The organism is Neglectibacter caecimuris, assembly GCF_034335015.1.
Taxonomy (GTDB): domain Bacteria; phylum Bacillota; class Clostridia; order Oscillospirales; family Acutalibacteraceae; genus Acutalibacter; species Acutalibacter caecimuris_A.
The window spans coordinates 422,433-446,544 of sequence record NZ_JAWXXK010000004.1 but is presented as its reverse complement, the minus strand read 5'-3'; the positions used below and the strand labels follow the sequence as shown (position 1 = coordinate 446,544).

The following is a 24,112-nucleotide window of genomic DNA, read 5'->3' as shown; positions in this document are numbered from 1 at the left end:
CGGTGTGATCCGTGTTCCTTTTTTGCGGATCAAAAATTTTTAGAATGGCGGGCTATCTTTTCCCGGAAGCTTTTGTTATACTAATTAGGCAACCCCGCACAAAAACCGGCCAGAGGCCTTTGCACACGATCTGCTTGCAGATTTTCTGTCATAGCACACAGCTTTCACTTGTCGAATCGCAAGACCATAAATGGTCTGATTGACCGCACTCAATCTGTGCGCTCTGATGAAAAATCTGAAGAGTTAATCTCCGATTAACTCTTGTGCAACTTCTTGCGCACAATCTTTGTACGGTGTTGCCTAAATGCAGCTCCCTATTCCGTGAAAAGTGAGGAATCAGCTATGCCGGAACGCCTGGATAAATTTTTGGCCTCTCAAAACCTGGGCAGCAGAAAAGAGGTTTCCCTTTTGGTGCGCTCCGGGGCGGTAACAGTCAATGGCCTTATCGCCGCAGACTCGGCGCGGAAAATAGATCCTGAAGCCGATAGCATAGCGGTAAACGGCCGGGAAATAAATTACCGGAAATATCTGTATCTCATGATGAATAAACCGGCAGGGGTGCTTTCCGCCACAGAGGACCGCAGGGAAAAGACCGTGCTGGACCTTTTGCCGCCGGAGCTGCGCCGCCGTGGGCTTTTCCCAGCGGGCAGGCTGGATAAGGATACCACCGGGCTGCTTATTATCACTGATGATGGCGAGTTTGCCCACCGAATGCTTGCTCCCAAAAGCCATATCTATAAGCTCTATGAGGCACGAACGCTCCACCCTGTGACCGAGGAAGATGTTTTTGCCTTTCGTTCTGGCGTTACAGAGGGAGGACAAAGCTTCGCTCCGGCCCGGCTGTGGACGGAGAAAAGAGGGGACAGGGAAGCCGCTATGGTGGAAATCCGAGAGGGGAAATTTCATCAGGTCAAGCGCATGTTTCAGGCGGTGGGAAACCAGGTGCTTTCTCTGAAAAGACTCAAGATAGGGGGGCTTTGGCTGGATCAAGCACTACCGGCTGGGGCTGCGCGGCTTTTGGAGAAAGCGGAAATACTGTCAATTTTTGATAGCAAAATGCACGAAAAACAACTTTCGGATTTGGATTTTATAGAAAACCCCTAAACTCAAGGGGGAATCTTTGGGTAAATAATGGATATCTTTCGCCGGATTTGTCTGTTATACTTATACCAATCTAATCAAGGGTTTGTGTCTGTCCCGTTGATGCAGGCCCAGATAACAGGAGGAATTTCTGAATGGCAAGTGTAACCCTGAAAAACGTGTATAAGATTTATGCGGGCGGAGTAACGGCCGTTACCGACTTCAATCTGGAGATTCAGGATAAGGAGTTCATTATCCTTGTTGGCCCCTCCGGCTGTGGTAAGTCCACTACGCTGCGTATGATCGCTGGTCTGGAAGAGATCAGCAAGGGCGAGCTTTACATTGGCGACGCTCTTTCCAATGAGATCGCTCCCAAGGACAGAGATATCGCCATGGTGTTCCAGAACTATGCTCTGTATCCCCACATGACCGTGTATGACAACATGGCGTTTGGCCTGAAGCTGCGCAAAACTCCCAAGGACGAGATCAAGCGCCGCGTGGAAGAGGCCGCCCGTATTTTGGATATCTCCCATCTGCTGGATCGTAAGCCCAAGGCTTTGTCCGGCGGTCAGAGACAGCGTGTGGCTCTGGGCCGCGCGATCGTTCGCGATCCCAAGGTGTTCCTGCTTGACGAGCCCCTTTCCAACCTGGACGCCAAGCTCCGTGCTCAGATGAGAACCGAGATCGCCAAGCTTCACAAGAGACTGGGTACCACCTTTATCTATGTTACCCATGACCAGACCGAGGCTATGACCATGGGCGACCGCATTGTGGTTATGAAGGACGGCTTCATTCAGCAGGTAGATACTCCTCAGAATCTGTACGAGTATCCCATCAATGAGTTTGTTGCCGGCTTTATGGGCTCTCCTCAGATGAACTTTATTGATGCCAAGCTGGGCAAGGACGGCTCCGATTATACCCTGACCTTTGGCGGCTGCACCATTAAGGTTCCCGCGAAGAAGGCGGAAGGCACCCCCATTGCCGATTATGTTGGCAAAGATGTTGTGTTCGGCATTCGCCCTGAGGACGTTCACGATGAGCCCGAGTTCATCGAAAAGGTTGGCGGCGCGCATGTTACCTGCGACGTGGAAGTGACCGAATTGATGGGCGCTGAGACCTATCTGTATCTGAACTGCGAAGGCAATGCCGTTACCGCTCGTGTAGAGCCCACCTCTACCGCCAAGTCCGGTGACAAGGCCGCTATCGCGTTTGACCTGAACAAGATGCACTTGTTTGATAAGGAATCTGAAAAGACCTTCCTGAACTAAAAATTTACACTTGCCTTTCGGGGGTACCGTGCCGCGGTACCCCCGACTTTTTATTTCAGGCAACCCCTAAGGCGTTAGTAGTGAGCTGTGCTGTGCTGCCTGAATAGTCTGCCCGTGAAAAAAGCAGCGGCTCTTTTGATTTTGCCAGCTTTCCGGAATAAATTTTAGGGCGGAATGGGGAGAAAGTTTCTTGTGAATTGGTTCTTTTTTGCAAAAAAATCATCTTCCGCTTTGGAAATTTCAAAAAAAGGTTGAAATTCTTTCTGTGGTTAGGTAAAATAAAGCTGTATATATGTCAGTGACTTTTGAAAGAGCAGGCAGAGAAAAAGCGCAGGAAGGTATTCTTTGATAAGCGAAAGGGGAAGAGCCATGTCTAACAGATTGTTTCAGGGAATTATTCATCAAATGGGAGAAACGATAGATCGTGTGATCGGCGTGATCGATGAATCTTCTGTGATCATTGCGTGCAGTGAGCTGGGAAGGATCGGAGAAGTTTGTGAAAGTGTTACCACAGAGGATCTGGTTTCAGCTGATATATTCCAGGCTGAGGACTTCACATTTAAATCCTTTGGGAGCCGCCCCGGCTCTGAGTATGCCGTTTTTGTGGCCGGTACCGATCCGGAGGCGCAAAAATATGTGCAGATCCTGGCGGTTTCTCTAAACAGCATCAAGCAGTATTACGATGAAAAGTACAACAGGGGAAATTTCATCAAAAATGTGATCCTGGATAATATTTTGCCTGGCGATATTTATCTGAAAAGCCACGAGCTTCATTTCGATTCCGAAGTGAGCAGAGTGTGCATGCTGATCAAAATCACGGATAAGAACGATATCTCCGCTTACGATGTTTTGCAGAATCTTTTCCCGGACAAGAATAAGGATTTCATCATCAATATCAATGAAACCGATATTGCCCTTGTCAAGGAGATCAAGCCCAATATTGATGAGAAGGATATCAATAAGCTGGCAAGCTCTATTGTAGATACCCTTTCCGGTGAGTTTTATACCCACTGCACAGTGGGCATCGGTACGGTGGTAAACAATATCAAGGATCTGGCCCGTTCCTTTAAGGAAGCCCAAGTGGCGCTTGAGGTGGGCAAGGTGTTTGATACGGAAAAGCCCATTGTCAGCTACAACCATTTGGGAATTGCCCGGCTCATTTATCAGCTTCCCACCACGCTTTGCGAGATGTTCCTGAAGGAAGTATTCCGCCGGGGCTCCATTGATTCGCTGGATCACGAAACGTTGTTCACCATTCAGCGGTTCTTTGAGAATAACTTGAATGTATCTGAGACCTCCCGGAAGCTGTTTGTACACCGCAATACGCTGGTATACCGTCTGGAAAAGATCAAGAAGATCACCGGCCTGGATCTTCGGGAGTTTGAAGATGCCATTGTCTTTAAGGTAGCTCTGATGGTAAAGAAGTATTTGTCGAGCAATCCGAATAAGCTTTGAAAAAAGGATATTCTTCCCGAAAATGCACGGTTTCTGACTGCGAAAATTACAAATTGGTTACAAATAATTTCTTTTTTGGAATTAAATAGCAGGCACCCATTGGTATAATACGTTATGCTGATGGGTGCTGTTGTGTGGATATCCACTGGCCGGAAATGTGTGGAAAATTGCATTCTAAGTAAAGAAAAGGCAGGTTTGGAAAATCAGGATCGGCCCGGCGGCGGTTCTCGTCTGTTTGGAGGGATAGTTTTGATTGAATTTCGCAATGTGTCAAAGGTATATAACAACGGTACGGAAGCGCTTCACCGTATCAACCTGATGGTGGATAAGGGAGATTTCGTTTTTATCGTAGGCTCTTCCGGAGCGGGAAAAAGCACTTTTTTGAAGCTGATTACCTGTGAAGAGCGTCCCAGCTCCGGGCAGATCATCGTAGACGGTGTGGATGTTTCCCGGCTGCGTAAGGGAAAAATTCCCTATGTGCGCCGCAAAATGGGTATGGTGTTTCAGGATTTCCGCCTGATCGACCACATGACCGTTTACGATAACGTGGCCTTCGCCATGCGTGTGGTAGGCGCGCCGCCCAAGGCCATTAAAAAGAGAGTTCCCTATATTCTCAGCCTGGTAGGGCTGCAGCACAAGGCGAAGCATTATCCTACAGAGTTGTCCGGCGGGGAACGGCAAAGAGTTGGTCTGGCCCGCGCGCTGGTCAATAACCCGTCTATGATCATTGCGGATGAGCCTACCGGCAATATCGATCCGGCCCTTTCCTTTGAGATCGTGGATCTGCTCAGCGAGATCAACCGCCGGGGCACCACGGTGCTGATGGTCACCCACGAGCATTCGTTGGTCAAGCATTTCCACAAACGGATCATTCAAATACATAGCGGCGAGATCGTAGCTGATACCGCGGCAATGCAGGACAGCTACGCGCCGCCGGAGCGCTACACGGAAGCGGAGCGGGAAACCGCGGCGGACGATGATTATGCCGAATATGATAATGCTGAACCTTATGAGCCGGAAGAGGCTTACGATCAGGACTATGAGGAAGACGGCGGCGAAGTATACGAGGAAGAGTATGACGGCGAATACAGCCAGCCGTATGTTGAGGAAGAGGAAGACGCGGCTTTCCCGGAGGAGCCGGAAGAAATGCCTCAGGAGCCTGATGATTGGGACGATGAGGAGGTGTAATAATGGGACTGCATAATATTGGATACCTGTTTCGGGAAGGGATCAAAAGCCTGTGGAAAAACAGGACGATGAGCATCGCTTCCATAGCGGTTCTGATCTCCTGCCTGCTGCTCACCGGTGTGGCGGGCCTGCTCTCTCTGAATCTTTCCGCTACCATGGAGTCTTTGGAGGGAAATAACACCATCACGGTATATTTGCAGGAGGATCTGCCCTCCCTGACGGCAGTAAAGGTAGGCGAGGATCTAAGGGCGATCGACAATATTTCTGATTGCACCTTTGTGCCGAAGGACGATGCCCTGGCTTCCATGATGCAGAGCATGGGAGGGGACGGTACGCTTTTCAACGGCCTTCAGGGAACTGATAATCCTCTGCCTGATGCTTATACCATTTCCATGATCGATCTGAGCCGGTATGATGAAACCATTTCCGCCATCCAGTCGGTGGAGGGTGTGGACCGAACCTCGGATTATCGGAAAATAGCCTCTCAGCTGAGTAATCTGGACCGCTTGGTGCGCTATTGCAGCATTGCCATTGTAGTGGTGTTGGGCATTGTATCGCTTTTCATTATCTCCAACACGGTAAAAGTTACCTTGTTTTCCCGAAGAATGGAGATTGTCATTATGAAATCGGTAGGGGCCACCAACAGCTTTGTTCGTATCCCCTTTATTGTAGAAGGTCTTATCATCGGCGTGATCTCCGGCACCGTTTCCGCTACAGTGCTGTATTTCGCTTACGATAAGGCTGTAGAGGTGGTATACAGCCTGGCACCTTTCCTGAGCGTGGTGGATATTCACCCCCATGCTGGGCTTTTGTATCTGTCTTACATCGTGGTAGGAATGTTGTTCGGTATGCTGGGCGGTGTGATCTCTATCGGTAAATATCTGAAAAAAGAAGGAGAGGACGCTGTTGTTTAAGCTGGAAAAGCGGCTGAGAAGCTTCCTGTGTATCGGGTGCTCCGCCGCGCTGCTGTGCGCTTCCGTTTTTTCCGCGTCGGCGGAAAGCTTATCGGAGCTGCGGGAAAACCAGAAAAATCTTCAAGCACTGAAAGAGGAAAATGATGCCCGCCTGGAAGAGCTGCGGGACGACACAAGCCGGAAAAAAGTCTATCGGGACACACTTTACGAACAGATCGATACGGTACAGCGGCAGCTGGATCTTTTGCGGAATCAAATCGTGGAGCTGGATAAAAAGATTGCTGCTTCTGAGGATAAAATCGCAGAGAAGCAGGAGAGCATTGATCGAAACACCGATCTGTTGAAGGAGCGGATCAAAGCTCTGTATGTCACTGGAGACGCTTCCACAGTAGCCATTATCCTGAACAGCAGAAATTTGATGGACTTCACGGAGAAAATTCAAATTCTCAAGTCTGTGACCCGCCATGATCAGGAGCTGATCCAGCAGTTGTCTTCTCAACTGGAAGAGATCGAGGAAGAGCTTTCTGAGATCAGAGAAGACAAAGAAGAACTGAGCCGGAAAAAGAAAGAGCTCGACGCCAAGGGCGCGGAGCTTACAAAACTTTATGAGGAAGCGCAGCATGCCGTGGAGGACGCGGAGAACCAAGAAATAAGCGCCCAAGCGGATTCTGAGCTTTTGGGCTCTCAGATGGCCGAAAATGAAGCCGCCATCGCGGAGCTGGAGGAACAGCTTCGGCAGCAGAATTCCAGCACCGGAAATATCGGCGGTTCCGGCTATGTGGGAACCGGCAGCTTTATTTGGCCTATGCCGGGCTACACCTACCTGACCTGCTATTTCGGGGAAGGCGGTCATCGGGGTATCGATATCGCGGGCGGCGATATTTATGGAAAATCTATCGTTGCCGCCGATGGCGGCACGGTGCTGTATGCCGGCTGGAACGACAGCTATGGCTACTGCGTCTTCATCGACCATGGAAATGGCTATGAGACCCGCTACGCCCATATGAGCGCTCTTGGGACCGAAACCGGGGCCGCTGTAGAGCAGGGGCAGATCATCGGCTATGTGGGCAGCACGGGGAATTCCACCGGCCCGCATCTGCACTTTGAGGTGATCTCCGGCGGGAGCCTGACAAATCCGATGGGGTATTTCTAACGTCTTCGAAGGCTTGTGGAGGAATAGAGCTTTTCATTGACAAGCCCGTATGATTTTACTATAATAAATGACAATGCGGCCGCTGAAAGCGGCCCTCAGATAAAGGATGATTTTGTATGGCAGAAAAGCAGTATTTTGTAACAGAGGAGGGCCTTGCCTCCCTGGAGAAGGAACTGGAGCACCTGAAAACCGTGCGCAGAAAGGCCGTTGCGGAGAAGATCAAGGTCGCGCTTTCCTTCGGTGATCTCTCCGAGAACAGCGAGTATGACGAAGCGAAAAACGAGCAAGCCATTATGGAAGCCCGTATCGCCGACCTGGAGGTTATGCTGAAGGGCGCTGTAGTCATCGATGAAAATGAACTGAACAACGAAACGGTGCATATCGGTTCTAAAATCGAAGTGAATATCACTATGCCCGGCGGAAAGAAAATGGAACGGGATTTCAAGATCGTCGGTTCCAACGAGGCGGATCCCAGAAACGGTAAGATTTCCGATGAGTCTGCGGTGGGAAAAGCCCTTTTAGGCGCGAAGGTGGGAAAAACCGTACAGGTGGAAACCCCGGCAGGGATCGCAAAGTATAAAATCGTAACGATCTCACGGTAACATAGCTTCCCCTTGTTAAGTGAAGCTGCAGGTTCTAAAAAAGGAGCAGCACAGCGCGCCGCTCCTTTTTTGAAATCGTCAGGATCAGGAAAGGATGAGGAACATGGCGGAAAATCAAACAAGGAAGACTCAGCCCGCGGAGGAGCAGGACCTAAAGGAAATTTTACGGATCCGCAGGGAAAAGCTGCAAAAGCTCCAGGAAAACGGAAGAGATCCCTACCGGATCACCACCTTTGAGGTAAAGCAGAAGGCTCAGGAGATCCTGGACAAATTTGAAGAGGGCTATGAGGGCAAACAGGTTTCTGTAGCGGGCCGCATTATGAGCCGCCGGGGCATGGGAAAGGTCAGCTTCATGGATCTGCGCGATATTTCCGGCAGGATCCAGATCTACGCGAAGATCGATGTCATGGGGGAAGAGGCCTACAAGGCCATGCAAGCCTCTCTGGATATCGGAGATATTGTGGGCGTTACCGGCGAGGTTTTCCGTACCCAGCGGGGTGAGATCTCGGTAAAGGCTGATACTGTGACGATCCTTTCCAAGGCCCTTTTGCCCCTGCCTGAGAAATATCACGGCTTAAAGGACACGGACGCCAGATACCGCCAGCGCTATCTGGATCTCATCATGAACCCCGAGGTCACGCAAAACTTTGTGATCCGCTCCAAGTTCATCAAGTTTATGCGGAATTATCTGGATGAGCGCGGCTATATCGAGGTGGAAACCCCTGTGCTCAATACCATTTCCGGCGGTGCGGCGGCCCGGCCCTTTATCACCCACCACAACACACTGGATCTGGATATGTACATGCGGATCGCCACTGAACTACCCTTGAAGAGACTGATCATCGGCGGCATGGAGCGCGTGTATGAGATCGGCCGCTGTTTCCGCAACGAGGGAATGGATCCCAAACATAACCCCGAATATACCAGTATCGAGCTTTACGAGGCCTATACCGATTTCCATGGTATGATGGATATCGCCGAGGGCATTGTGTCCGGCGCGGCCAAGGAGATCCTCGGCACCTATGAGGTGGAATGGCTGGGCGAAAAGATCGACCTGACCCCCGGCTGGAAGCGCATGACTATGATCGAAGCGGTCAGGGAATACGTGGGGATCGATTTTGGCTGCATCAGCGACGATGCTGAAGCGGTGGCCGCCGCGAAGGCAAAGGGTGTGGAGCTGGCCGAAACGGCGGACAAGACCTGGGGTAACGCGCTATTCGCGTGCTTTGACCAGAAGGTGGAGGAGCATCTGGTTCAGCCTACCTTCATTACCATGTACCCGGTGGAGGTATCTCCGCTGACCAAGCGCAGCCCTGAGGATCCCCGGCTGACAGAGCGTTTTGAATTCTTTATCTGCCGCAGCGAAATGGGCAATTCCTATTCCGAGCTGAACGATCCCATCGATCAGCGCCAGCGCTTTGAAAAGCAGGCTGAACTCCGGGAGCGGGGCGACGACGAGGCGGAAATGCTGGACGAGGATTTTCTCACCGCCATGGAATACGGTATGCCGCCCACCGGCGGTATGGGCATCGGCGTGGACCGTGTAGTCATGATGCTCACCAATTCCGACAGTATCCGGGACGTGCTGCTGTTCCCAACGATGAAGCCGATCGACTGAGTGAGCTCCTGCAAAGAGACATACAGTGAATGGTAGAGAGCTTCCTTCAATTTACGGAAATTGTACCGAAAAGCGCGGAGTGCTTCTGTGCGCTTTCATAGCTTTTTGGAATCTGCTCCTTACAAAAAGTCTACTGAGAAATCGGGGAGCAGAGAATAAAACGGAGGAGAAAGCATGGCGCTTCCGATGGTGCACCTTGAAACGGCTTATCTTGCCGCAAACGAGCTGAAGCCGTCTGATATGTCTGCCTATTTGCTCGGAGCTATCGCTCCCGACGGCGTGCATATGCGAAGCCCGTACAGCGGTGAGATGAAGCAGGCAAGCCACTACGGGTTACACGGTAAGACCGACCAGAGCGACAGCGAGGTGGCGCGAAATTTGTTAAGCCTTGCGGAAAAGGGCGACTATTTTCTCGGCTACGCGGTGCATCTCTATACCGACCTGCTATGGTACAGACACGTGTATCTGTCCGGCGGCGGCCGCCGTTATCGCAAACCGGACGGTTCGCGCGACAGTGAGCTCTACTACGCCGAAACAGACAAGCTTGATCTTTGGCTGTACGATGTTTCCCCGCACCGCGCCGGGATGTGGAGGCTGCTTGAGCAGGCGCGGGGCAAGGATACAGAGGTGCTTTCCGCGGCGGAAGCCGAAGCATGGCGGGATCGGACACTTCTGTGGTACGAGCGGCACCGAAAGCGAATAGAGCTGCTTCCCCGGCCGCGCAAGCTCACTGAGGAAGAGATCTCCGAATTTTGCAAAATGGCGGCAAAGCGCTGCACAGAGCTGTTTTTGAACGAAAGAAAAACCCTTGCGTGAGAAGCTTTAACGCCATGAGGCAAGGGCGTACAGCCCTCGAAGAACGCCTGCGGGCTGTACGGGAAAATTTTCCTGACCGGGAAGCCTCCTTGCTGAATTTCACGGATTTTCTTTCATTTTATAATAATCCTCAAAAAATCCCTTCGAGAAAAAGCTCGATGGGATTTTTTGATTTTCCTTTAAAACTCCGGGCGGCAAGTTTTTTACCCAAAACCCTCTTGCTGGGGTTTGGGTAAAAAAGCTTAAAAAGAGTAAAAATATCCATGTTTATTGTTAGAAATCTATATTTTGTTATCTATCCCCGCAGTATGCTTTTACGATATACTGAAGACACTACAGATGCGGAAAAGCATCTCATTTTTAGAAAGGACGGTACGAACTATGAAACAAAGTTGTCGTTTTTTGTCGCTCTTTCTGATCCTTACGATGCTGGTCGGAGTATTTGCGGCATGCTCTGCTCCGGCCAATAAGCCGGAAAGCTCTGTGGCGAACCCCGGCAGCGCCGCAAAGACCTCCACAGTGGAGTCTCAGCAGCCCGCTCTGGAAAAACTAAAGGGCACTGTGGATGTGTGGACCTGGGAGCCCCAGGAAAATCAGCAGGCTGTGATCGATGATTTCAATAAAGCGTATCCCGATATCACCGTTGAGTTCACAACGGTTGCTTCAGGGGATATGCCCATGAAGATCCAAACTGCCCTTGCCTCTGATTCCGACCTTCCGGACGTTGTATGGTGTGAGATCTCCAACAGAGGAAAGATGATGGCGCTGGATTGCTGGGAGGATCTGACCCAGGCTCCCTATGATCTGGATAAGAGCCAGATGCTGGACTATCAGATCCCGCTTTCTGAAACTCCCAGCGGAAAGCTGGTGGGAATCGAGGTATCTACCCCTGTGGCCGGTCTTGCGTATAAGAGAGACCTTGCCAAGGAGTATTTGGGTACCGACGATCCCGATGAACTGGCTGAAAAGATCCAAACCTGGGAGGATATGCTGAAGCTTGGGGAAGAGGTTCTTGAGAAATCCAACGGAGAGGTCAAGCTGTTTACCCATGTATCCGGGCCCTTTAACATTCTTATGGGTCAGAATCAGGAACCTTTCATTATAGACAATAAGCTGAACCTGAAGGATTCCCTGGGCGAGGCCTTTGAAATGGGTATCGCAATGCAGAAGGCCGGCGTGGTAGATACTATCGAGGCAGGCACGCCCGCGGAGGACGCCGCCATCTCCGGTTCGAATCACATCTTCTTCGGCTGTCCCACCTGGGCGCCTACCTGGAAATATAAGGTAAAGGATCCCGAAGGAAGCGGCAACTGGGGCCTGATGATCCCTCCTGGAGGCGGATACATGAACGGCGGTACTGTTGTGGCGATTCCCTCCAAGGCGGAAGACAAGGAAGCGGCCTTCGCGTATGTTAACTGGTGCTATTACACCATTGAGGGCGCTGTTTCCAACAGAGATAATCTGGATTATATGAGCGCTTATAAGCCTGTTTATGAAGATGAGGAATTCTACAGTGTGGAGGACGAGTTCTTCGGCGGACAGAATGTTCTGAAAACCTACGCACAGTCCATTATCCCCAGCACTGCGGTTCCCAGAAAGGTGCATCAGTACGACATGGAAGTGAACGACGCTGTTTTGATAGCCATGAAGGCCATTGCGGACAGCAAAGGAGACATTACGGTAGACCAGATATTGGCTGATATCACCAATGAAGTAATCAATAAAGTTCCTGAATTGGCAGCTGAATAGCGTAATTAGGGAAAAGGGAGGAGATATCGGCTGATAATTCTCCCTTTTTCAATTTTTTCGGAAGGCTGTGTGTATTATGAAGACGAAGAGAACCAATAAAGCCTATCCCTATCTTTTTCTTTTACCGTTTTTCGCCATATTCATTTTGTTCAGTTTGTTCCCGATTCTCTATTCCTTTGTGATCAGCCTTACAAAGTGGGACGGGGTAAATCCCAGTGTTTTTGTTGGCCTGGATAATTATATCCGCCTGTTTACCTCAGATCCTCTTTTCTATAAAAGCTTGTGGAACACAGTGATTCTCATTGCTGTTTCCATCCCTCTCCAGTTGGGAGCCGGGCTGTTGGTCGCGGTATTGCTGAAGGATTTTTTTGTGAAAAGCAGAGGATTTTTTCAGTTTGTCAATTACACGCCGAATATCACTACTCCGGTAGCGGTGGGTCTGGTGTTTGCCATTCTTTTTGATACCCGGATCGGAACAGTCAACAAGATGCTGATGTCCCTGGGAATTACGACAGACTATATCGATTGGTTGGGCCAGCCTTTTACAGCCATGGCGGTTGTGGTGATTCTGCTGGTATGGAAATATTTTGGCTATATGATGGTCATGTTTTTGGCGGGGCTTTCCGGGATCTCGGACGACCTGTATGAAGCGGCCAGCATAGACGGTGCCGGCTGGTGGAAAAAGTTTACTAAAATCACGATCCCCATGCTGAAAAATACCTTTGTATTTCTGGTCACCACCAGCATTATCGGCGGGCTTCAGCTGTTCGCTGAGCCTCAGCTTCTTTTCTCGCGGGTCGGCGGAGTGGTAGGCGGCCCGGACAGAAGCTGTCTTACCGCCATCTGGTATATGTATGATACCGCCTTTAAGCGCTTTGATTTCGGGTATGGGGCCGCTATCGCTTACGGCCTGTTCCTAATCATTCTGTTGGTTTCGTCCGGCAACATCAGAAGCATTGTAAAGGAGGAAGAGTACGCCGGTTTCGGAATACTTCAACATTCCTTATCAGGTAAAGGAAACGCCCTATCTGAAGGGAATGGAGGACGTGGAGCAGCGGGTCAGCGATACGGGAAGCTTCCACTATAAGAAGCTGATCGATGATCTGGAGGAAGGCCTGGAGAGGCTGCGGTTTCGCCAGGTGTCCCTGGATCGCCAGGAAAGCGAAAGAAGGCTTTCCGTGGCGGAGGAGTGCTTTGGAGATCTTCTCAAGGTGCGCCATAGAGGCGCTTTTTGGTGGACCCTGGGCATTACGGCCGAGGTGATCAAGCTCATTGGTCTTGAAGATCTGATGATCGATATGTATGAAGATCCGGAAGGACTGCACAAGCTGATGGCCTGGTTCCGCGATGAGCACCTCAATCTGATGGATCAATATGAAAAGCTGGGAATCCTTTCTCTCAACAATGAAGACGATCTGATCGCTTCAGGAGGAATAGGCTATACCGATGAGCTTCCCAAAAATCAGGGAGCAGTGAGTTATCAGGATTTGTGGGGCTTCTCGGAAAGCCAGGAGACCGTGGGGATTTCCCCCCAGATGTTCGCGGAGTTTATCTTTCCCTATCAGCTGCCTATGCTGGAGCGTTTTGGCATCAACTGCTATGGTTGCTGCGAGCCGGTGGAAGCCAGATGGGAATGGATCAAAACGATTCCCAGGCTCAGAAGAGTATCGGTCTCTCCCTGGAGCGACAAAGAAAAAATGTGCGAGCTTCTGGGGAAGAATTATATTTTCAGCAGAAAGCCGAATCCCGCCTATGTTTGCTGCGGCTTTAATGAAGAAGCAATTCAGAAGGAGCTGCGGGAAACGCTTGGAATGGCTTCCAAGCTGAATCTGGAAATCATTCTTAAGGATACACATACCGTTGAAAACCAACCGGAAAGGCTGCGCAGATGGGTGGAGCTCGCCAGAAAAACAGCCGAATAACAAACTCCCCTGTCCGTCGTTTTTCCAAAACGCCGGAACAGGGGTATTTGACTTTTTTTCATGGGAAAACGATACTTTTTACTGGGAAAAGCAGGGGCCAGTGCTGGAACGGAGCGGAGTATGGAGAAAAAGATCAGCGTAATGATCGTGGACGATGAATACATTGTTCGGGAGGATTTGAAAACTCTCGTCGATTGGGAGTACCTTGGGTTTCGCATTGCCTGTGAGGCCATCAACGGCTATCAGGGGGTGGAGTTGTTTCGAAGGTACAGGCCTCAGCTTGTGATCACCGATATTAAAATGCCGGTAATGAACGGTCTGGAAATGGCGGAAAAGATCCTGGGGATCGATCCTGCAGTGTGCTTTATCTTTCTGACCGCCTATGATGAATTCGATTTTGCCAGAAACGCCATGAGTATGGGAATCAACCACTATCTTTTGAAGCATGAGATCGATCCGGAGGGTCTGACGGAGCTTCTGGGAAAGCTCTATGCCAGGATCGGCGGGGCGGGAAGAAATCGCTGGAAACAAATCGAAGAGCAGATCAGAGGCTTGCTTTTAGGCACTTTTTCTCCGGAAGAGGAAAAGGGCATGGAGTTTTCAGACAAAACGCGAGGCACGCTTTCCTTTATCTTGTTTCGAGGAAGGGAAGGCGTAACTTCAGGGGCTTTGCGCGCGGCGGCCTCTCAGCAGACGGATTCTGCCAACACAGGACTGCTTATGGAAGAGAGCGATGTTTTTTCGTTTCTCTTTGAATCCCAGGCGCCCAGCGAGCTGGCCTATTATTCCGGCGTGTCCAGCTTTATCAGTCAAATCAGACGCGGTGTTGGGGAAGAGCTTGATGCAGCGGTAAGCAAGCGGCTGCAGGGTCTGAATTCCGTCCGGAAAATCTACAAGCAGGCCAGAGATTCTCTGGGGATCAGCGTATTCCATAAGGAGGCGGGACAGGTCATATGGTGCGAGGCGTCGCTGGCCTGCCGTGAGATCGACCACGCGGAGCTGTACCAGATGATGACGCAGATCAAAGCGCTGCTTTCCGAAAGAAATTACGACAGGGTATATCTGGTCTGTAAAGAATATGTGCTGGATCGCTGTATCCCGGAAAAAAGGATAGACCAGTTCTGCCTTTTGAAAACTTTTCTGATCGGACTTCTGGAGGAACACAACAGCAGATATCTTTTTCTGGAGCAGTCTCAGGTAGAGCTTTTGAAATGTCCGGAGGATACGGCATACCGTTTTTTGGAAAAGCTGAAGGAGTTTGCCGATTCGGTTGCCCGGGCCGATGAGAAAAATCTCAGCAGAAACGTGAGAAAAGCGGTAACGTTTATTGCAGAAAATTATCAGAAAAGCATTACCCTGGAAGATGCCGCGGAGACCATCGGCGTAAGCGCCATGTATGCCGGTCAGCTTTTCAAAAAGGAAATGGGCTGTTCCTTTAAGCAGTATTTATCAGAGTTTCGCGTGGAAAAGGCAAAAGACCTGCTTCGTTCCGGCAATTACCGGATCTATGAGGTCAGTCAAATGACGGGATATCAAACGCCCCAGTATTTTTGTAATATATTCAAAAAAATTACCGGGATCAGCCCAATGGAATTTGTCGAGCATGAGAACAGGCGGCAGAAGGAGTGAGCGGTTTGAAAATAAGCTTTCGGCATGTGAGAAGCAGAATTGCTGTTTATACCGTTCTCGCGCTGCTGATCACCATGCTTTTGTGCTGGATCACCATGCTTTTCTATTTCTCGAATGTGTTGAGGCAGCAGATGATCGAGGACAATTATAAAAATATTCGGTCGATCGCCGCCAGGATCGACGGAGATTACGAATACGCGGTAAATTACGCACAAACTATAGTTTGCGACGAAACTCTGTGCGCGAATCTGAAGGAATATTACGACAGCCAGGGGTTTCGGAAATTTTCTTATCAGATGAAGATCAATAAAGCAATTTCCAATTACATCGCGTTGGGAAAAAATGTTATTTTTGATCTGTATGTCGTAGATCGGGACAGCTCTTACAGTATCAGCTCTTCCGGCGTTTTTGACGAGGTGATCCGGCAGGATTGGTACCGGGATTTTCTTTTTTCAAAACAGAGGCAGGTAGTAACGGAGATCCATCAGTCGATAAACTATTACCGGACCCATGAAACGATCGAGACCTTCAGCTTTATCATTCCTTTTATCCGGTACGATCGGGATTTTGAGACTCTGGGATATCTGGTAATGGATTTTTCCATGGATAATATGCTGGCGGAAATGTTTCACGGAGAAAACCAATACTTTATTTCAGATGAGCGGCTGTTTTACTCCAACACGGAGGGGATCGGCCTGGAAGAGCTGGATTTTACCGAGGAGGTGTTGTTTCGGAATGGAAAATACTATTTGAAGGCCTTTATGCCGAATCTGGGGAAAAATTTTGTGGGGATCATCGACCAAAGCTATGTCAATGAATCTGTAAACAAGGGCCTCAGGATGATCCTCATTACCTTTTCGCTGGGCAGTCTGCTTGCCCTTGTTTTTGTCATCTATCTTTCAAAAACGATCACCCGCCCTGTTCTAAGGCTTACTGAGGGCATGAAGCGATCGGTGGCGAGCAGGTTTTCCATGCAGCTGGAGGTAACGGGACGGGACGAGCTGGCGGAAATGACGAAAATTTTTAATACCATGCAGCTGGAAATCAAGGATCTGATTCAGCAAAACGAGCAGATCCACCGCCAGGAACGGGAGCTGCAATTCAAGTACTACATGTCCAAGATCAATCCGCATTTCATGTATAATTCCCTGAACTGCGTGATTTATTTGGCCAGAAAGCAGAAGTATAGGGATATTATTTCTTTTATCCGTTCGCTGATCACCATTTTGAAAACGAATGTGGCGGCGGGAGATTTCCCGATCACCATAAAGGAAGAAGAGGAATACCTGCTCCACTATTTCGATATTCTGAAATATCAGTATAACGACAGCGTTACGCTGGCGCTGGATATTCCGGAGGCGTTGGCGGCCCTGCGGATCCGGCCGATGATCCTGTATCCTTTGGTGGAAAACTCCGTATTTCACGGGATCGCCCCTTTGGGCAGGGAAGGCTCGGTTCGGGTGCGGATCCACGAGGAAAACGGAAACATTTGCTTCTGCGTTTCAGACACGGGAATTGGAATGACGGAGGAACGGCTTCAGGAGGTTTTGGCCTATATCGAGGATTCCGCTACTGTAAATTTCTATGGGAATATCGGACTGAAAAACGTCAGCGACAGATTGAAGCTGTTATATCCCTCCTGCTCGGGGCTGAGGATCGTCAGCAAAGAGGGGGAAGGAACTGAAATCACCTTTGTCATAGCCAGGGAAGAACTGCGATAAAAGCCCGCCGGAAGCATTTCGAAGGGTTTTTATATTGTGAAGCTTAAGGGCGTCCGGGGAGGAAAAAACCGGCGTCCTTAAGCTTTGCCTTTACGGTGGCCCGGCAGTTTTCCGACGTTGCCCCAGGGCTTTGAGAGCACGCTTGAAATTACTTGAAAAAACTGGGCCGGTATGATATACTCACTAAGTATCAACCCTGCGGAAGCCACGGAGAAACGCTTCCGCCTTCGGGAAAGAAATAATGAGGGAATGAAACATGGAAACCTTTCGAAAAGCAGCAGCGGCAGGCGTTTCGATCAGTATCGGGGCCACGGTGTATCTGGCGTGTGAAAGCAGGCTTCTCGGCGCGATGCTTTTTACCATAGGCCTGTTTGTGATCTGCGCCTTTGGGCTGAACCTTTTTACCGGGAAGATCGGCTATGTGCTGGAAAACAGGAATCACCCCAACTGTCTTGTGATCTGGCTGGGGAATTTTGTGGGCTGTGCCGCAGCCTCCGGTTTGATCCGCCTCGCGAAGCCCGGTCTCTTTGACACAGCTTCAAAGCTTGTTGCGGCAAAGCTTTCCCTGAGCTGGTACTCTGTTTTGATTTTGGGCTTTTTCTGCGGGATCCTGATGTATTTGGCGGTGGAAAATTACCGGAGCAATCCCAACGATTTCGGAAAGGTCACAGGGCTTTTTCTGTGTGTTTCCGTTTTCATTCTTTGCGGGTTTGAGCACAGTATTGCGGATATGTGCTATTGCGTGTTCGGCATTTCCTCCTGGAAGGAGCTGCCGCAGATCTTTTTGTTTTTAGTGGCGGTGTCCCTGGCGAACAGCCTGGGGTCGCTGACCGTGAGGGCTTTGACGAAGGAGAGAACAGAAAACCGTACAAAATAGATTTTCTGGAAAGAAGGAACAAGCATGGCAAGAGAACGATATTTGATCAACGCCGGGGAAGATACCATTCACACCAATGAGATCAAGCCGGAAACGCCGAAAGAAAAACGCAAGAACTGGTGGTATTATCATAAGGGCCCGCTGATCGCCGGTCTGTTGGTCTTTGCCGCGCTGTTCAGCATTTTCTTTTCCATCTTCTCTAAGGTAAAACCAGATTACACTGTAGGGGTCATGACCTCCTATACCATGCCGGATTCCGGGCGAATGGAGTTGGAGCGCTGTCTCACCGAATATGCGGACGACCGCAACGGAGACGGCAAAGTGGTGGTCAATGTAGTGTGCTATGTTTTTTCCACTTCCATGCCTTCCTCGGCAGATGCCTTACAGCAGCAGCAGGCGGCTGTGGCTCGGTTTGCCGGAGATGTTCTCGCCAACGAAAGTATGATTTTCCTTCACAATGAAGAGGCCTTTGCCTTTATGCAGGAGGATTTTCGTGGCTTTTACCAATATAATGATGGTACCCCCATGCCGGAAACTGCCTCTGATTATGAGAATGCCATGATCCCTTGGAAGGAAATTCCGGCACTGTCTGAGTTTGTCCCCAAAACAGAAGAGGAGGATTCTTTTGACAGCGATATGCTGCGGCAGCTTTTTGAAGATCTGCGGGTCTCTGTTCGGGAGGAAGAGGGAACCTCCATTACCAGAAAAGAAAACGATATGGAGTATTATGAGGATTCCATAGCGTTTTACCAGCGCCTTCTGAAGGGGGAGAAGTCCTCTTCCCCCGGGGAGTAACGCGGTATGACACGGATGGTAACGATTTTTGATTCCAGCCTCAGAGACGGTGCTCAGGGAAGCGGTATTGCCTTTTCTCTGGAGGACAAGCTTGCGGCGGTTCGCGCGCTGGATCGCCTGGGCGTGGCCTATATCGAAGCGGGAAATCCCGGCTCCAACCCAAAGGACAGAGAGTTTTTTCAGCGTGCCGTGAAGCTTTCCCTGCGGCATGCCAGGCTGGTGGCGTTTGGCAGTACCCGAAGAAAAAACACTTCTGTGGAAGCAGATGAAAACCTGCTCTCCCTGCTGGCGGCGGGAACCTCCTGCTGCGCTGTGTTCGGCAAGTGCTGGAAATTTCATGTGGATAAGGTGCTGGAGACCACCCCGGAAGAAAACCTTTTGATGATCGAGGAAAGCTGCCGGTTTCTGAAGGAGCGGGGAAAAGAAGTCATTTTTGACGGCGAGCATTTCTTCGATGGCTGGAAGGACGACCGGGAGTTTGCCCTGGCCGCCTTAAACGCCGCCGTGCGCGGCGGTGCGGACTTGGTATGTCTGTGCGATACCAACGGTGGAACCTTTCCGGAGGACGCCGCCCGGATCACGGCGGAGGTAGCCGCCTTGGTTTCCGTCCCAGTGGCCGTCCACTTTCATGACGATTGCGGACTGGCAGTGGCAAACAGCCTTGCCGCCGTAAAAGCCGGGGCCTCGCAGGTACAGGGTACCATGCTGGGGTTTGGCGAGCGCTGCGGAAACGCCAACCTTTCTACGATCATTCCCGATTTGCAGCTGAAGCTGGGAATTTCCTGTGTACCGCCGGAATGTCTGCCGCTTCTTTTCAGCGGAGCCAGAGAGCTGGCGGCCGCCGCCAACCTGGAGCTTCCGGCGGCGCTTCCCTTTGTGGGGGAAAACGCCTTTTCGCATAAAGCAGGCATGCACGCGGCAGGCGTGCTGAAGGACGCCCGCTCCTTTGAGCACATCGATCCTGTTTCGGTGGGCAACCTCAGAAGGTTCCCCGCCTCGGAGATTTCCGGCAGGGCAGTTATTTTGGAAAAGATCAGACGTGTGCTGCCCGAAAGCCAAATCGAGCCGGAGGGCGTTCGCGGGGTGTTGGAGGAGCTGAAGCGCCTGGAGGCTCAGGGCTATCAGTTTGAGGGGGCCGACGCCTCCTTTGAGCTGCTGGTGCGAAAACAGCTGCGGCCTTACCCGCCCTTCTTCCAGCTGTTGTATTATCACATCTATACCGATTACGGGAAAGAAAGAGACTGCGGCGCCAGCGCCACCGTAAAGGTGCAGGTGGGCGATGCCCTTCAGCTGACGGCGGCGGAGGGAAACGGTCCGGTCAACGCCCTGGACAAGGCCCTGCGTAAAGCCCTGGAGGTGTTTTACCCGGTGCTTTCCCACGGAAAGCTGACGGATTACAAGGTGCGTGTGCTGGACAGCAAAAGCGCCACAGCGGCCAGGGTACAGGTGCTGATCACCTCTACCGATGGGAAGGATACCTTTACCACCGTAGGCGTTTCAGAGGACGTGGTGGCCGCCAGCTGGCAGGCCCTGGAGGACTCTTTGGAATATATGCTGCTCAAGGAAAAGGAACAGGAGGAATAACACAATGGCAATGACAATGACCCAAAAGATTTTGGCGGCTCACGCCGGGCTGGATCACGTGGAAGCGGGCCAGTTGATTGAAACAAAGCTTGATCTGGTGCTGGGGAACGATATTACCTCTCCGGTGGCGATCAATGAATTTGAAAAAGCGGGGGCGTCTTCTGTGTTTGACAGAAGCAAGATTGCCCTGGTGCTGGATCACTTTGCGCCCAACAAGGATATCAAGGCGGCCCAGCAGTGCAAGCAGACCCGCCAGTTTGCCAACAAATACGATATTGTAAATTTCTTCGACGTTGGAGAAATGGGAATCGAGCACGCCCTGCTGCCGGAAAAGGGACTTGTAGGTCCCGGAGACTGCGTGATCGGCGCCGATTCCCACACCTGTACCTACGGGGCGCTGGGTGCGTTTTCCACCGGCGTGGGCTCTACCGATATGGCGGCCGGCCTGATGTCCGGCAAGGCCTGGTTCAAGGTTCCCTCGGCCATTAAGGTAGTGCTGAAGAACAAGCTTCAGGGCTTTTCCAGCGGCAAGGATGTGATTTTGCACCTTATCGGCCTTATCGGCGTAGACGGCGCGCTGTACCAGTCTCTGGAGTTTACCGGAGAAGGCTGCTCCTCTCTTTCCATGGACGAGCGCTTCACCATTGCCAATATGGCCATTGAGGCCGGGGCGAAAAACGGCATTTTCCCGGTGGACGAAAAAACGCTGGAATACTGCAAGGATCGTTACCAGGGCAGTATTGGCATTTATGAGGCAGATCCCGACGCGGAGTATACCCGCACAGTGGAGATCGATCTTGCCGCTCTGCGGCCCACCGTTTCCATGCCCCACCTGCCGGAGAATACGAAAACCATCGATGAAGTAAGCGAGGTAAAGATCGACCAGAGTGTGATCGGCTCCTGCACCAACGGCAGAATAGAAGATATGCGGGCCGCCGCCGCGATCCTGAAGGGCAGAAAAGTGGCAAAGGGCGTGCGCTGCATTGTGATCCCCGCCACGCAGAACATCTATCTGCAATGTATCCGCGAGGGCCTCACGGAGATCTTCATCGAGGCTGGCGCCGTGTTCAGCACGCCCACCTGCGGGCCCTGCCTGGGCGGCTATATGGGCATTCTGGCAGAAGGTGAGAGAGCTGTTTCCACCACCAACCGGAATTTTGTAGGCCGTATGGGCCACCCCGATTCCGAGGTTGTGCTGGCTTCCCCGGCCGTTGCCGCCGCCAGCGCCGTGACCGGGTACCTGATAGACCCGGAGAAGCTGTGATGGCTTCTTCAGCTAGCCTGGAAACAGCCAGATTGCTGCTGCGCAGGCCTGTGGCAGAGGACGCGGCTTCTATCCTGGCGATTTTGCGGCAGCCCTTTGTGCGCAGGTATAACTGTTTGGGAGAGCCGCCTACGGTGGAAAAACTGGCGGAGCGCCTTGTCCGGGATTCCGAAAACCAATTTGTGATCTGCCTGCGGGAGAGCGGCACGGTGATCGGCCATATCGGGCTGGAGGAGGATCCTCTGCGGTATCGGGTAGAATCTGTTTGCCTGGATTATTATCTGGGCGAAGAATACACCCGCCGGGGGTATATGAGCGAAGCTTTGAAAGTGCTGCTCACCTTCCTTTTCGGCGAGGGCGGACTGGAGATCGTCTCTGCCAGAGCTTTTTCCGAAAACGCCGCTTCCCTTGCGCTGCTCCGGAAGCTTGGATTTGTCCGGGAGGGGATCCTCCGCCGGGCAGTGCGGAACTTTGAGGGAAAGGTCTTCGACGATGTGATCTTTTCCCTGCAAAAATCTGAGTTTGCTAGAATAGAGGAAGGGAAGAGGCCTCCAAAGCTGGGCGATACCGTTACCATTAAAATGGATCGTCCTATCGGTACGGAGCACCCCAAGCACCCGGGACTGATCTATCCCATCAATTACGGTTATGTTCCCGGGCTGATCGCCCCGGACGGAGAAGAGCAGGACGCCTATGTGCTGGGGGTGGAAGTCCCATTGAAAGAATTCACAGGCAGGCTGATCGCCATCATTCACCGGTTTGACGATGTGGAGGAAAAATGGGTGCTGGCTCCGGAGGGAATGACCTTTTCCAAAGAGGAAATTGCCGAAGCCGTCCATTTTCAGGAGCAGTATTATCAGAGTGAAATCAGAATGTGAATTTTGTGATGAGCGCCGCGGGTTCATTAGGGGAAAGGGCGGCAGCCCCGTGCTTTTCACAGGTTTGACAACGACGTGAAGCCCTTATAAAAAGTGTGACTGGCTGTTCACAGTGCGGTTAACGTCGCAGGATAGGAGAAGTATAAAGTGAAATTGGTATTTCTGATCGGCGACGCCGCTGTGGGTAAAATGACAGTGGGGCAGGAGCTGATGAAAATCACGACCTGCGGCTGTTTCACAATCACATGATGATCGAGCCGGTGCTCGAGATCTTCGGGGACTATAACAGCGCCGCCATCGACAGGCTCCGTCAGGTGGTTTTTGAAGAGTTTGCAAAGACCGATGCTTACGGTAGGATCTTTACTTATTTGTGGGCCTTCGACCAGAAATCTGACTGGGAGTATATTGAGTGGATCAAGAGCATTTTTGAGCCCTATGGCACGGAATTCTATTATATGGAGCTTGTGGCTTCCCGTGAAGTACGCTTGAAGCGAAACGCCACGGAGAACCGTCTTCTCCACAAAGCGTCAAAAAGGGATATCGAACGGTCAAATCAAAGGCTGATCAGCGATGGCGACAACTACCGCCTGGAAAGCACGGACGGTGAGATCCCCTTTGAAAATTACAGAAAAATAGACAATTCGGAGCTTTCCCCTGAATTTGTCGCGCGGTGGATCAAGGAACAATTTGCTCTGTGATCCCGGATAGAAGAAACAGAGCGGAAAATATCAAGAACAGAAGGAGTAATTGTATGAACGCAAAAGGAACAGTGCACAAGTACGGAGACGATGTCAACACCGATGTGATTATTCCGGCCCGGTACCTGAATACCGCATCTCACAGTGAGCTTGCCGCCCACTGCATGGAGGATATCGACAAGGATTTTGTAAAAAACGTAAAGCCCGGCGATATTGTGGTGGCCCTGAAGAATTTCGGCTGCGGCTCCTCCCGGGAGCACGCGCCCATCGCCCTGAAGGCTTCCGGTGTTTCCTGCGTGATCGCCTCCACCTTTGCCCGCATTTTTTATCGGAATTCCATCAACATCGGCCTGCCGATCCTGGAATGCCCCGAAGCGGCGGAAGCCATTTCTGCCGGAGACGCTGTTTCTGTGGATTTTGATTCCGGCCTCATCACCGATGAGACCACTGGAGCCACCTACCAGGCCCAGCCCTTCCCGCCCTTTATCAAAAACATCATTGCCAGCGGCGGCCTGCTGGAATCGATCACGAAAAAGTAGCAAAAATCCATTTCAATTTTTGGAATGCTGTCCATGGCTTTGCGGGACTTGTAGAAACACGTGAGGCTATAAGGGTGGTAATTTATCAAAGAGAAAGTATTTTTGATAAGCGGCACGGGCCATTCTGAGCGCAGGAAGGTTGTTTTTCAATTCCAGTTTTGCCCGTTTTATACAGTGAAATCATAATGTTGCCGTGGCCTGGAAGAGCTCACCGGAACAATGGTTCAGTTGTTATATGCTCATGGTTTTGTAAATAAAGGCTACGACTGAAAGTCGATTAGTGTAGTTAAGCTGATGAAGTCGCATATGGAAATTTGCAGAGAAGAAACAATAAGCGGAATTTTTGAGAAATGGGATTGCAA

At 51.0% G+C, this 24,112-nt stretch carries 21 protein-coding genes and 1 pseudogene; all 22 read left to right on the top strand.

The genetic code is table 11. From position 1 onward, the window contains the following. Positions 1 to 342 precede the first annotated feature (342 nt). The 22 genes and pseudogenes from U8T64_RS08450 (at position 343) to leuD (ending at position 23,750) form a co-directional block, all read left to right on the top strand. Complete coding sequence (locus U8T64_RS08450; protein WP_322182799.1) at positions 343 to 1,104, top strand: pseudouridine synthase; 762 nt, start codon at positions 343 to 345, stop codon at positions 1,102 to 1,104. Between the two features lie 131 nt (positions 1,105 to 1,235). Continuing rightward, the gene (locus U8T64_RS08445; RefSeq protein ID WP_322182797.1) at positions 1,236 to 2,348 is read left to right on the top strand and encodes an ABC transporter ATP-binding protein; all 1,113 of its coding nucleotides are present in this window, start codon (positions 1,236 to 1,238) and stop codon (positions 2,346 to 2,348) included. Positions 2,349 to 2,717: 369 nt separating this feature from the next. Then, positions 2,718 to 3,803 carry a helix-turn-helix domain-containing protein gene (locus tag U8T64_RS08440; protein ID WP_322182795.1) on the top strand — a complete coding sequence of 362 codons (1,086 nt, stop codon included), beginning with the start codon at positions 2,718 to 2,720 and terminating at the stop codon, positions 3,801 to 3,803. A 249-nt stretch (positions 3,804 to 4,052) separates the two neighbouring features. Further along, positions 4,053 to 4,706, top strand: a pseudogene (gene ftsE, locus U8T64_RS08435) (cell division ATP-binding protein FtsE); the annotation flags it as partial. A gap of 287 nt (positions 4,707 to 4,993) precedes the next feature. Next, the gene (gene ftsX / locus U8T64_RS08430; protein ID WP_322182793.1) at positions 4,994 to 5,905 is read left to right on the top strand and encodes a permease-like cell division protein FtsX; all 912 of its coding nucleotides are present in this window, start codon (positions 4,994 to 4,996) and stop codon (positions 5,903 to 5,905) included. Further along, positions 5,898 to 7,058, top strand: a complete 1,161-nt coding sequence (locus tag U8T64_RS08425) for a murein hydrolase activator EnvC family protein (RefSeq protein ID WP_322182791.1) — start codon at positions 5,898 to 5,900, stop codon at positions 7,056 to 7,058. Before ftsX ends, U8T64_RS08425 begins: the two co-directional genes overlap by 8 nt. Before the next feature lie 116 nt (positions 7,059 to 7,174). After that, positions 7,175 to 7,660, top strand: coding sequence for a transcription elongation factor GreA (gene greA / locus U8T64_RS08420; RefSeq protein WP_322182789.1), 486 nt, complete (start codon positions 7,175 to 7,177; stop codon positions 7,658 to 7,660). 103 nt (positions 7,661 to 7,763) lie between these two features. Further along, the gene (gene lysS / locus U8T64_RS08415) at positions 7,764 to 9,278 is read left to right on the top strand and encodes a lysine--tRNA ligase (RefSeq protein ID WP_322182788.1); all 1,515 of its coding nucleotides are present in this window, start codon (positions 7,764 to 7,766) and stop codon (positions 9,276 to 9,278) included. 174 nt (positions 9,279 to 9,452) lie between these two features. Beyond that, positions 9,453 to 10,094, top strand: a complete 642-nt coding sequence (locus U8T64_RS08410; RefSeq protein ID WP_322182786.1) for a hypothetical protein — start codon at positions 9,453 to 9,455, stop codon at positions 10,092 to 10,094. After that, positions 10,091 to 10,330, top strand: a complete 240-nt coding sequence (locus U8T64_RS08405) for a hypothetical protein (protein WP_322182784.1) — start codon at positions 10,091 to 10,093, stop codon at positions 10,328 to 10,330. The genes U8T64_RS08410 and U8T64_RS08405 overlap by 4 nt, the downstream gene beginning before the upstream one ends. Positions 10,331 to 10,475: 145 nt before the next feature. Then, the gene (locus tag U8T64_RS08400; RefSeq protein ID WP_322182781.1) at positions 10,476 to 11,843 is read left to right on the top strand and encodes an ABC transporter substrate-binding protein; all 1,368 of its coding nucleotides are present in this window, start codon (positions 10,476 to 10,478) and stop codon (positions 11,841 to 11,843) included. Positions 11,844 to 11,919: 76 nt separating this feature from the next. Next, complete coding sequence (locus U8T64_RS08395; RefSeq protein WP_322182779.1) at positions 11,920 to 12,930, top strand: carbohydrate ABC transporter permease; 1,011 nt, start codon at positions 11,920 to 11,922, stop codon at positions 12,928 to 12,930. Beyond that, positions 12,881 to 13,765: a uroporphyrinogen decarboxylase/cobalamine-independent methonine synthase family protein gene (locus U8T64_RS08390; protein ID WP_322182777.1), complete on the top strand. Its 885-nt coding sequence runs from the start codon at positions 12,881 to 12,883 to the stop codon at positions 13,763 to 13,765. Before U8T64_RS08395 ends, U8T64_RS08390 begins: the two co-directional genes overlap by 50 nt. A gap of 120 nt (positions 13,766 to 13,885) precedes the next feature. Beyond that, positions 13,886 to 15,394, top strand: coding sequence for a response regulator transcription factor (locus U8T64_RS08385; RefSeq protein ID WP_322182775.1), 1,509 nt, complete (start codon positions 13,886 to 13,888; stop codon positions 15,392 to 15,394). Between the two features lie 5 nt (positions 15,395 to 15,399). Beyond that, entirely contained in the window at positions 15,400 to 17,115 is a 1,716-nt protein-coding gene (locus tag U8T64_RS08380) for a sensor histidine kinase (protein WP_322182774.1), read from the top strand. Positions 17,116 to 17,371: 256 nt separating this feature from the next. Further along, positions 17,372 to 17,992 (top strand): formate/nitrite transporter family protein, encoded by a 621-nt coding sequence (locus U8T64_RS08375; protein WP_322182772.1) that lies wholly within the window; start codon positions 17,372 to 17,374, stop codon positions 17,990 to 17,992. A 24-nt stretch (positions 17,993 to 18,016) separates the two neighbouring features. Continuing rightward, complete coding sequence (locus tag U8T64_RS08370) at positions 18,017 to 18,787, top strand: hypothetical protein (RefSeq protein ID WP_322182770.1); 771 nt, start codon at positions 18,017 to 18,019, stop codon at positions 18,785 to 18,787. A 6-nt stretch (positions 18,788 to 18,793) separates the two neighbouring features. Beyond that, entirely contained in the window at positions 18,794 to 20,371 is a 1,578-nt protein-coding gene (gene cimA, locus U8T64_RS08365) for a citramalate synthase (protein ID WP_322182769.1), read from the top strand. Between the two features lie 4 nt (positions 20,372 to 20,375). Further along, positions 20,376 to 21,635 carry a 3-isopropylmalate dehydratase large subunit gene (gene leuC / locus U8T64_RS08360; protein WP_322182767.1) on the top strand — a complete coding sequence of 420 codons (1,260 nt, stop codon included), beginning with the start codon at positions 20,376 to 20,378 and terminating at the stop codon, positions 21,633 to 21,635. Continuing rightward, complete coding sequence (locus U8T64_RS08355) at positions 21,635 to 22,513, top strand: GNAT family N-acetyltransferase (protein ID WP_322182765.1); 879 nt, start codon at positions 21,635 to 21,637, stop codon at positions 22,511 to 22,513. The genes leuC and U8T64_RS08355 overlap by 1 nt, the downstream gene beginning before the upstream one ends. A 245-nt stretch (positions 22,514 to 22,758) precedes the next feature. Continuing rightward, positions 22,759 to 23,211 (top strand): shikimate kinase, encoded by a 453-nt coding sequence (locus U8T64_RS08350; protein WP_322182763.1) that lies wholly within the window; start codon positions 22,759 to 22,761, stop codon positions 23,209 to 23,211. 53 nt (positions 23,212 to 23,264) lie between these two features. After that, the gene (gene leuD, locus U8T64_RS08345; RefSeq protein ID WP_322182761.1) at positions 23,265 to 23,750 is read left to right on the top strand and encodes a 3-isopropylmalate dehydratase small subunit; all 486 of its coding nucleotides are present in this window, start codon (positions 23,265 to 23,267) and stop codon (positions 23,748 to 23,750) included. The last annotated feature ends 362 nt before the right edge of the window (positions 23,751 to 24,112 follow it).

Coding starts and splice junctions, on each gene's coding strand:
- U8T64_RS08450 (WP_322182799.1), top strand. CDS start 343: ATGCCGGAACGCCTGGATAAATTTTTGGCCTCTCAAAACCTGGGCAGC.
- U8T64_RS08445 (WP_322182797.1), top strand. CDS start 1,236: ATGGCAAGTGTAACCCTGAAAAACGTGTATAAGATTTATGCGGGCGGA.
- U8T64_RS08440 (WP_322182795.1), top strand. CDS start 2,718: ATGTCTAACAGATTGTTTCAGGGAATTATTCATCAAATGGGAGAAACG.
- ftsX (WP_322182793.1), top strand. CDS start 4,994: ATGGGACTGCATAATATTGGATACCTGTTTCGGGAAGGGATCAAAAGC.
- greA (WP_322182789.1), top strand. CDS start 7,175: ATGGCAGAAAAGCAGTATTTTGTAACAGAGGAGGGCCTTGCCTCCCTG.
- lysS (WP_322182788.1), top strand. CDS start 7,764: ATGGCGGAAAATCAAACAAGGAAGACTCAGCCCGCGGAGGAGCAGGAC.
- U8T64_RS08410 (WP_322182786.1), top strand. CDS start 9,453: ATGGCGCTTCCGATGGTGCACCTTGAAACGGCTTATCTTGCCGCAAAC.
- U8T64_RS08400 (WP_322182781.1), top strand. CDS start 10,476: ATGAAACAAAGTTGTCGTTTTTTGTCGCTCTTTCTGATCCTTACGATG.
- U8T64_RS08395 (WP_322182779.1), top strand. CDS start 11,920: ATGAAGACGAAGAGAACCAATAAAGCCTATCCCTATCTTTTTCTTTTA.
- U8T64_RS08390 (WP_322182777.1), top strand. CDS start 12,881: ATGGAGGACGTGGAGCAGCGGGTCAGCGATACGGGAAGCTTCCACTAT.
- U8T64_RS08385 (WP_322182775.1), top strand. CDS start 13,886: ATGGAGAAAAAGATCAGCGTAATGATCGTGGACGATGAATACATTGTT.
- U8T64_RS08375 (WP_322182772.1), top strand. CDS start 17,372: ATGGAAACCTTTCGAAAAGCAGCAGCGGCAGGCGTTTCGATCAGTATC.
- U8T64_RS08370 (WP_322182770.1), top strand. CDS start 18,017: ATGGCAAGAGAACGATATTTGATCAACGCCGGGGAAGATACCATTCAC.
- cimA (WP_322182769.1), top strand. CDS start 18,794: ATGACACGGATGGTAACGATTTTTGATTCCAGCCTCAGAGACGGTGCT.
- leuC (WP_322182767.1), top strand. CDS start 20,376: ATGGCAATGACAATGACCCAAAAGATTTTGGCGGCTCACGCCGGGCTG.
- U8T64_RS08355 (WP_322182765.1), top strand. CDS start 21,635: ATGGCTTCTTCAGCTAGCCTGGAAACAGCCAGATTGCTGCTGCGCAGG.
- U8T64_RS08350 (WP_322182763.1), top strand. CDS start 22,759: ATGATGATCGAGCCGGTGCTCGAGATCTTCGGGGACTATAACAGCGCC.
- leuD (WP_322182761.1), top strand. CDS start 23,265: ATGAACGCAAAAGGAACAGTGCACAAGTACGGAGACGATGTCAACACC.